The organism is Phaeovulum veldkampii DSM 11550, from assembly GCF_003034995.1.
Lineage (GTDB): Bacteria > Pseudomonadota > Alphaproteobacteria > Rhodobacterales > Rhodobacteraceae > Phaeovulum > Phaeovulum veldkampii.
Genome location: NZ_PZKF01000073.1, coordinates 1 through 6,160 on the forward strand (window position 1 = coordinate 1; position 6,160 = coordinate 6,160).

Sequence of the window (6,160 nt, forward strand, 5' to 3'; positions counted from 1 at the left end):
GACCGAAGCCGGGTTGATGGGGGCGGGCGTTCAGCCAAAGGATGCCGCCGTGCTGCTGACCTCGCTTGTTCAGGGTATCGCCATCCGGTGGAGCCTTGGCTCGCGCAACTTTGACATCGTGCCCGAGGGGATGCGCCTGCTGGAGGTGCAATTGGTCCTGTTTGCCTGTAGGGAGGGGCAGAAATGAAAACTCATCACATCGCCGGTGTTGCGGCCATAGCCTTTGGATCGTTGACGCTGATATCAGGCGGATCGGCCCTGTTCGGAGCGGTCGACATGGGGGCCGTCGTGCCCTTCGTCCTGTGGTTTAACTTCCTCGCAGGCTTCGCCTATGTCATTGGCGGCCTGCTTATGATGACCGGGCATCGGTTTGCGTTGCCCGTGGCGCTGACCATCCTGATCGCGACCGCAACGGTCTTTGCAGTCTTCGGCTGGCGGGTTTTTGTGGGGGATGCCTTCGAGGCGCGCACTGTCGGCGCGATGACGTTTCGGACGGCTTTCTGGGTAGCGATGGTCTGGGCTTCCGCGCGAAGAGCATGACACCAAATATGAATTTGCTGTAGCGCGCGGTTTGGCCGACGCGATCCGATGCTCAACATAGCTTGTTTGTTGTTCGCTCACTTCTATTGGTCAACTGCTTCTCCGAGATCCTTCAACAGGCGCTCGATGCGCGATGCTGTGCTCTGATGTCGTTCGACCTCTTTTGACCATCCCCGCTCGCGCGCATCTTCGGCAAGTACTGACTCGAGTTTTCTCCGCTCTTGCAGCCGACCAGCGTAAGCTTTAGTCGTGACGAACTTGGCGCAGCTGAGATACAGGTCGCATTCGCAAGGTCCCTCCGACGGCAGGCGTAGACAATGGCCAAGTTCGAGCTCGGTCTTGATGAAGTTCGACTTAAGCCAGTCGATCGCCGCGCATGACAGCTTTCCCGCGCGTATTGCTTCGGCACCGGGACCAGCGATCATTTCACCGGGGCCAAGCACACTACGATAGTCACGTAGGACTTCGGCGTCGCTGATCCGTGCGTAGACCATGGACATGTGCGGCGTCTGATGCCCCAAGACGCTCATGATGGTGTGCAACTTTGCACCTCGTTCGGCGAGTTGCGTGCCCACAGTATGACGAAACCGATGGCTGGTAACTGTCGGCTTTCCATCTTGATCGACCAGTCCGGCGAGTCTGCACATCTGATTGAGGGGGTATTGCAGCAAATAGTCTGCCGACATCCGCCCGCTGCGGCGAAAGAAGACATAACGAACCAAGTCGCCGGTCTTGTCATCCCGGATCGGGCGGTCGTTGGCTTCGAGCCGACGCTGGATGACTTCGCGCAATACCGTTGCGGCGTCGTCATGCAAAGGCACAAGGCGTTCCCGCATAGTCTTTCCAGCGGGTATCCGCAGTCTGAAGGTCCCGTCGGGATACTGATCCAGGCAGTCCAAGCGGAGTCGAATGACCTCTCCCCGCCGTGCGCCAGACCAGCGGGCGATCAGCAGCGCCGCCTTCTGAAACTCACACTCGAGGCTCGGCAGCTGCGCCATAAGGCGCGACAGCTGGTCCTCGGGAATAAACCTTGGCACGCGATGTGCCAACTTCGGCAGATCGTTCGGATCAAGAATGGGTCGGGTCGGAAAATTGGGCCAGTCCCATGCTGCGCCATCAGACAGGAACTTGGCAACTGTCCCTGCCCTTGCTCGACGAGCATTTATGGACAGCGGCGCGCCGGTGCGTGGTGCAATGTCGAACTGAAGGTGGCGAAGGTAGTCGTTGAAAAGCTCCGGATTGATGTCAGCAAAGTTCAAAATGCTGGGCTGTCGCGTAGACAAGTAAGTCACAAAATGCCTCATCGAAACGGCCATGTGATCTACCGTCGGGCGAGCAAGACTGACCCGCTTCCTCTCAAGCCAGCGGTTTGCCAATTCCTGCAGGTCTGGCCTCGGCGAAGCGATCGGCTTGCGTTTGTCCTGGATAATCTGAGGCCGGATGACATCGTTCCCGTTTTGGAAGAGGAGCAGCTGCAGAACGCGGGTTTTGACCCGCCAGCTGCGCTGAAAGCCTGCCGGGAAGTCTTCTTTTTCGTTTCGGAAGATATGAGTGTCGTGCCGTGCGGCGAAGGCGTCGACACCTGCGATCAATTCGTCAAGGTGATGTTGGCGAAGATCGCCAAAAGAGCGGACACCCGTGTGCATCGCAAGACGTGGCAAAACCACGCGGAGCGCTGCTTGCATGCCGGTTGCGGAATAGCCAATCTTCGCACTGTCCGCGACCAGTACGTCGAGCCCTTCATAGGCGTTCAATGGCTCCATCGTCTCCGCCACGCGCATGTTTCCGACTGCGAACAGGAAATCGTAGTCCAACCGGATTCGGTCGGTCATGGCTGCGTAATAGAGATAGCTGCGCGCCCGAAAGCTGACCGGAAAAGTCGGATGCGCCTGCTTGTCACCATTTAGGCAGCCAATTCTGATCGGCAGGGGGGCAGCGAACCAATCCCTGATGTCCGGCCAACTCTCAATGAACATGGATCGGTATATCAACCGCTTGCGGCGAAAACTTTCAGCCATCGGGATGCGCGTCAGAAATGCCGCATAGTCAGCTTCGTCTGCGTGCTCAAATATGACAGGTCGGTCGACGGCCGATTTTGACGATACATGGGTCACAGAGCCTCTCCGTCCGTTGTTTGCGAAGGACGGTCCAGCCCTAAGGCGTGTCGATACTCTGCGACCACCACGGCGTCGGAAACCCTTGTGTAAATTCTGGTCGATTCCGGCGAGGCATGACCCAATCGCTTCTGTAATGTCAGTTCTCGCATCCCTGCCTCCCACATGCGCGTCGCATGGGTGTGGCGAAGGGCGTGCGGGGTCATCCACGGCTCTCGGATCTCGGCGCGATTACATGCGCGAGCAAAAAGTCGCGCCAGCGCAGAATAAGACAGAGGTTCTTGACGGTTTACGCCTGTGCCGCCGACCAGGAACACGAAAGGAACGTCAGCATCACCCGGTCGTTCGTGCATGACGTATGTGTTCAGGGTTTCCAGTGTCTCGCCATCATGCAAATCGACTACGCGCTCGACGCGGGACTTCGATCGTGCGCCCTTTGGATGATCATCGCGGCAGCGCACAAAGATGCGTCTGCGCCCGTAGCCTATATCGGCGAGATGCAACCCGAGAACTTCTCCGGGGCGCAGACCTCCGTTCAGCATCAGCAATACCAGGCTGCGATCGCGGAGATTGCGCGTGGCGGCCAATAAACCTTCGACCTGTTGCTGGTTCATCGGTCTTGGAAGCCGCTGCATGGTCTTCAGGCGCAATTCTCTGACTTCAGGCCTCTGCCGTAAAATCCCAGTCAGAAACGGCCTATGCCTGTCGCTCACCCGCCAAGACGTTTGATCTTGCTTCATCGCGATCGGGTTTGCCCCGCTGAACGCTCCGGTGAAAATCGCCCAGCGATAGAAGGCGTCGACCGCCACGAGGATGCGATTGATCGTGGCGGCTGAAAGGCCCTGCCGAACGGCAGCCCCCTCGCTCACCACCAGTCTGATCGAAGTATCCCGGCGCATGCGGTTGGCGTTTACCGACCGGAGGTACCCGAGGAATGCGGCCGAGAGTTCGGGGGAGAAGGAGGTCCAGTGAATTCCTTGGGTTGAGAGAAAGGTCCAGAGATGAATGAGGTCGCGTGCATAGGCGAGGGCGGTGTTCGGCGAATACGCCTTCGCCCCCAAATAGCCGACAAAACTGCATATCGGGTCGACTGCGTTGCCGTCCATATCTGTCACAAGAATGGTCGCGCCACCGTCGGCGCTTCTCAGTTTAAACATCTGCGCCTCGTTGATTTTGCGGGTCGTGGCAGCCAGCATAGGGCAAAACGCCACCGTCGGCATGCTGTCCACATAATCGACCAGAGCAAGGAGATCACAGCCGACTTCCGGCACCGGGCGCTGCGCCACCATGCCGAAGGCATCTTCATGGCCGAGACGATTTTCGGGCCGACCCTCACCCTCTCGACCGGGCGCATCATCCCGACCCGCTGGGTTGGCGAACAGCATGTGAAGGAAGACCTCGGCTTCATCCCGAGCTTTGCCGATTGGGTGAAGGCCATCCGTCCCGAGCCCTGGATGGGCCGGGCCGAGCGGACCGAGGCGCTGGTCGACCGGTATTTCGCCTCGCCCGTGGTCGAGGTCACCTGAGATGACCGATCCGGCCTATCAGCGCCTGGGCCTGCCAGTGACGGCTTCGCCATTTGCTGTCCTGCGGGCAGCGGTCCGGGCGCTCCACCCGGACACGCGCGCCGTTCGCGGCTTCCGGGCGGCGCGCAAGCGCTTCTACCGGCAGATGCTCTGCGCGCATGCCGACCGACAGGCGGCGGGCGACAGTCCCACAGGCTGATCGCTCCCAACCATTCTTTCATCCCAATCCAGCGCCCGGCCTCTCGGCCGGGTCTTCCCCATTCAGGAGGTCCCCATGGCGGATTATTTCACCCATTTCCCATGCCTGCTCGACGTTGGCACCCCCGACAAGGCCGCCCGCGCGCTCGCGCTGTTCCAGGAACTGCGCGCTGCGGATCAGGACGCTGACGACCCGGAGGTCGCGGGCCTCACACTCGTGCGCCAGGATGCGCCCGAGGGCAGCACCCTCTGGATCCATGACGATGAGCACGGCGATGTCGAAGCCGTCATCCGCTTCGTGCTGCGCCTCGCGGAAGAGCTCGACCTCATCGGCCTTTGGGGCTTCCAGTATGCCCTGACCTGCTCCCGGCCGCGCCTCGACGCCTTCGGCGGCGGCGCGCAAGTCATCGATCTCGGTGCCCGCAAATCCATTGGCTGGACCAGCACGCAAGAATGGCTGGCCGCCGCGCTGAACGGGGAGGACGTCGATGCCTGAGGTGATCTGTACCACGGTCTACCAGTTCCCCGAACTCTCGGATGCCGCCAAGGAAAAGGCGCGCAGCTGGTATCGCGAGCTTGGCCCCCACGACGATTGGTGGGATTCGGTCTACGAGGATTTCGAGCGGGTCTGCGAAATCCTCGGCATTCGCCTGAAGACTACACCCGTCCGCCTTATGGGCGGCGGGACGCGGGCCAAACCCTGCATCTGGTTCTCCGGCTTCTGCAGCCAGGGCGACGGTGCTTGCTTCGAGGGCTATTGGTCCCACGCGAAGGGCGCGGCCGCGCGCATCCGGGACTACGCGCCCAAGGACGCGACGCTGCATGGCATAGCCGACCGGCTGCAGGCCATCCAGCGGCGGAACTTCTACCAGCTCGCCGCCGAGGTCAGCCACCGTGGCCGCTACTACCACGAATATACCATGGCCGTTGACGTCACGCGGGACAGCCCGACCTGGCAGCCACCGACCGAGGACGCCGAGGAGATCGTGACCGAGGCGCTGCGTGATCTGGCCCGCTGGCTCTACCGCCAGCTTGAGACCGAATACGACCACCTGACCTCGGATGAGGCCATCGAGGAGGGGATCATCGTCAACGAGTACACCTTCACGGAAGCCGGGCGTCGCTTCGGGTAAGGGCGCACGGTTGAAAACTGTCAGAAAACTGCGTATGTTTCTGACAAAGGAGCGATCATGGAGCGCATGGCCGAGAGCATTATGAATGTCGCTACGACGTTGCCGGAGGGGGTGCCCTTGGCAGCGAAGGGGCTCTTGCACCTTGGCTCGCGCGCGGCGGTTGATCAGACGCTGTCGCGTCTGGCCGCGCGCGGCGAGTTGATCCGTGCGGGACGCGGCATCTACATGCGCCCGGTCCAGACACGCTTTGGCCCGCGCAGTCCGTCCGCTGAACAGGCGATTGAAGCGCTCGCTGTGCAGCGGGGCGAGACGATCGTGCCGAGCGGTGCTGCTGCAGCAAACGCTCTGGGCCTCACGACACAGGTGCCGGTCAAGTCGGTTTACCTCACCTCAGGGCGAAGCCGTGTGCTGAACCTTGGCCGGCAAGCGGTCGAACTGCGTCATGCGCCGCGCTGGCAGTTGGCCCTTGGCAACAAGGCCTCCGGCCAGGTTGTTCGGGCTCTTGCCTGGCTCGGGCCGGATGAGGCTCCCAATGTCCTGCAAATCCTGCGATCCAAGCTCACGGAGGCGGCAAAGACCGAACTCGTGTCCGCCGCGCCGCAGTTCCCGACTTGGCTGGCACGATTGATCGGAGAGATGGTCCATGGCT

General features: G+C 61.0%; 7 protein-coding genes and 2 pseudogenes. 7 read left to right on the top strand and 2 right to left on the bottom strand.

The genetic code is table 11. From position 1 onward, the window contains the following. A pseudogene (locus C5F46_RS16795) lies at positions 1-187 on the top strand (TetR/AcrR family transcriptional regulator); the annotation flags it as partial. Further along, positions 184-540: a hypothetical protein gene (locus C5F46_RS15470; protein ID WP_107326211.1), complete on the top strand. Its 357-nt coding sequence runs from the start codon at positions 184-186 to the stop codon at positions 538-540. The pseudogene C5F46_RS16795 and the gene C5F46_RS15470, both read left to right, overlap by 4 nt. A gap of 83 nt (positions 541-623) precedes the next feature. Here C5F46_RS15470 and C5F46_RS15475 read toward each other — a convergent pair whose 3' ends face one another. After that, positions 624-2,654, bottom strand: coding sequence for a tyrosine-type recombinase/integrase (locus C5F46_RS15475; protein WP_133618615.1), 2,031 nt, complete (start codon positions 2,652-2,654; stop codon positions 624-626). Then, positions 2,651-3,943: a tyrosine-type recombinase/integrase gene (locus C5F46_RS15480; RefSeq protein ID WP_235820195.1), complete on the bottom strand. Its 1,293-nt coding sequence runs from the start codon at positions 3,941-3,943 to the stop codon at positions 2,651-2,653. Before C5F46_RS15480 ends, C5F46_RS15475 begins: the two co-directional genes overlap by 4 nt. On the opposite strand from C5F46_RS15480, the pseudogene C5F46_RS15485 reads away from it, so the two are divergent. From C5F46_RS15485 to C5F46_RS15505, 5 genes and pseudogenes are all read left to right on the top strand, one after another. Then, positions 3,875-4,180: pseudogene (locus C5F46_RS15485) on the top strand (DUF6915 family protein); the annotation flags it as partial. The gene C5F46_RS15480 and the pseudogene C5F46_RS15485 sit on opposite strands and share 69 nt — an antisense overlap. 1 nt (position 4,181) lies before the next feature. Then, positions 4,182-4,379, top strand: coding sequence for a hypothetical protein (locus C5F46_RS15490; protein WP_107326214.1), 198 nt, complete (start codon positions 4,182-4,184; stop codon positions 4,377-4,379). 75 nt (positions 4,380-4,454) lie between these two features. Beyond that, positions 4,455-4,874 (top strand): hypothetical protein, encoded by a 420-nt coding sequence (locus C5F46_RS15495; RefSeq protein WP_107326215.1) that lies wholly within the window; start codon positions 4,455-4,457, stop codon positions 4,872-4,874. Next, a complete protein-coding gene (locus C5F46_RS15500) occupies positions 4,867-5,511 on the top strand; it encodes an antitoxin of toxin-antitoxin stability system (protein ID WP_107326216.1) in 645 nt (214 codons plus the stop codon). Before C5F46_RS15495 ends, C5F46_RS15500 begins: the two co-directional genes overlap by 8 nt. Before the next feature lie 57 nt (positions 5,512-5,568). Then, the coding region (locus tag C5F46_RS15505) for a DUF6088 family protein (RefSeq protein ID WP_107326217.1) at positions 5,569-6,160 on the top strand (592 nt) is incomplete at its 3' end.

What these genes read in the sequence shown, in the direction of transcription:
- C5F46_RS15490 (WP_107326214.1), top strand. Translation starts at nt 4,182, where the DNA reads ATGACCGATCCGGCCTATCAGCGCCTGGGCCTGCCAGTGACGGCTTCG.
- C5F46_RS15495 (WP_107326215.1), top strand. Translation starts at nt 4,455, where the DNA reads ATGGCGGATTATTTCACCCATTTCCCATGCCTGCTCGACGTTGGCACC.
- C5F46_RS15500 (WP_107326216.1), top strand. Translation starts at nt 4,867, where the DNA reads ATGCCTGAGGTGATCTGTACCACGGTCTACCAGTTCCCCGAACTCTCG.
- C5F46_RS15480 (WP_235820195.1), bottom strand. Translation starts at nt 3,943, where the DNA reads ATGGTGGCGCAGCGCCCGGTGCCGGAAGTCGGCTGTGATCTCCTTGCT.
- C5F46_RS15470 (WP_107326211.1), top strand. Translation starts at nt 184, where the DNA reads ATGAAAACTCATCACATCGCCGGTGTTGCGGCCATAGCCTTTGGATCG.